This is a genomic window from Acidovorax sp. KNOB132 (assembly GCF_057541515.1).
Window position 1 is genome coordinate 1 of record NZ_BAAJYT010000455.1, and the last position, 1,860, is coordinate 1,860.

Here is a 1,860-nt window from a genome sequence, read left to right on the forward strand (position 1 = left end):
GGGCGACACCATCACGCTGGAAGGCCAGGCCATCCAGGTGGTCGGCCTGAACGGCCCGACGCCCGGCCGCACGGTGGTGTGGATTCCTTCGCTGAAAGCCGTGGTGGGCGGCGTGCCGGTGGCCGCCAACATCCACGTCTGGATGGCCGACACGCAGACGCCCGAATCGCGCCGTGACTGGCTCGCCACGCTCGACCAGATCGACGCGCTGCAGCCGGAGGTCGTGGTGCCGGGCCACTTCGTGCCGGACGCCAGCGGCCGGGAGCCGCGCAGCACCGCCTCGGTGGCATTCACCCGCGGCTACGTGAAGGCCTTCGAGGAAGAAGCCGCCCGCGCCAAGGACTCGGCCGCGCTGGTCGCCGCCATGAAGAAGCGCTACCCGCAACTGGGCGAATCGTCTTCGCTGGAGCTGGGCGCCAAGGTCATCAAGGGCGAAATGAAATGGCCTCAGTGAACGCCGCCGCACCGTCTGCGGTGCTGCACTACGTCTTCGACCCGCTGTGCGGCTGGTGCTACGCCGCCGCGCCGCTGGTGCAAGCCGCGCGGCAGGTGCCGGGCCTGGCGATCGCGCTGCACGGCGGCGGCATGCTGGCCGGCCCCAACCGCATCGCCATCACACCCCGGTGGCGCGACCACGTGGTGCCGCACGACCGGCGCATCGCCCAGCTCACCGGCCAGCCCTTCGGCGAGGCGTACTTCGAAGGCCTGCTGCGCGACCCGATGGCGGTGATGGATTCGGAACCACCGACCACCGCCATCCTGGCCGCCCAGGCCCTGGGCCAGCGCGGGCTGGACATGGCGCACCGCATCCAGCAGGCGCACTATGTGCAAGGCCGCCGCGTGGCGGACGCCGCCGTGCTGCAGGATCTGGCGGCCGAACTGGGCCTGGACGCCGCGGCGTTCCGCGCCGCCTTCGCGCAGTGGCAAGGCGCGCCCACGCAGGCGCACTTCGCGGAAAGCCGCCAGTGGCTGGCCCGCGCGGGCGGCCAGGGCTTTCCCACCCTGGCACTGGAGCAGCCCGGCGCGCCGCTGCAGACGCTGGACATCGGCCCCTCGCTGGGCCAGCCCGAGGCCTGGAAGACCGTGCTGCGCCAGCACCTGGAGGCCGGGCGGGCCGCCATCGCGCCGGCCGGCAGTGCCCTGGCCTGTGGCCCGGACGGCTGCGCGATCTGATGGCGGGCGGGCATCCCCTGCCCTGCGGTTTTCAGCCGGGGAACACCGGTTCGCCCAGGTTGAGCATCAGCCGGTTGGCCCAGGCGAAGATGGCCACGGCGTGCACGGCGTCGAGGATTTCCAGGTCCGACAGGCCGGCCGCGCGCAGCGGCCGCACCTGGTCCGCACCGAACGCGCCGGGCGCGCGCGTGAGGTCGATGCTGGCCTGCACGATGGCCTGCTCGCGCGCGGTGGTGCCCGCGCCCTGTGGCTCGGTGAACACCTGCACGATCACGTCGTTGCGCTTGGCCAGCTGCTCGAACCGCTGCGCATGCACCGAGGCGCAGTACACGCAGCCGTTCACGCGCGAGACCACGGCACTGGCGAGTTCGCGCTCGGCGCGCGACAGGCCGCCGGGCGCGTACATGATCGCGTTGAACACGATCGACCGCTCCTCCAGGATGCGCGGCTGGTGCACCAGCACGCGGTAGTAGTCGCTGGTCTTGGCCTTGGGGTGGCTGGCCTCGAGCACCGCCAGTTGCGCGGGCGAGGCCTGCGCCAGGTCCAGCACGGGCAGCCAGGCTTTCCACTCCAGCGTCTCGCTGGTGTAGCCGTTCACGCGCACGGGCTCGCCGGGCTTCGGGAGATTGGCCGGGTGCACGAACGGCGCGGCGGCCGGGGCCGGCTCGCCAGCAGCGGCGGCGGGCG

2 protein-coding genes and 1 pseudogene are annotated in these 1,860 nt (G+C 72.7%); 2 read left to right on the forward strand and 1 reads right to left on the reverse strand.

Features of this window, described 5'->3' with window-relative positions:
- A pseudogene (locus AC27IO_RS23650) lies at positions 1–454 on the forward strand (MBL fold metallo-hydrolase); the annotation flags it as partial.
- On the forward strand, positions 442–1,173 hold the full coding sequence (locus AC27IO_RS23655) for a DsbA family protein (RefSeq protein ID WP_498741101.1): 732 nt from the start codon (positions 442–444) through the stop codon (positions 1,171–1,173). The pseudogene AC27IO_RS23650 and the gene AC27IO_RS23655, both read left to right, overlap by 13 nt.
- Before the next feature lie 31 nt (positions 1,174–1,204).
- On the opposite strand, the gene AC27IO_RS23660 is transcribed toward AC27IO_RS23655, so the two are convergent.
- A partial coding sequence (locus tag AC27IO_RS23660) for a peroxidase-related enzyme (protein ID WP_498741103.1) occupies positions 1,205–1,860 on the reverse strand: 656 nt, incomplete at its 5' end.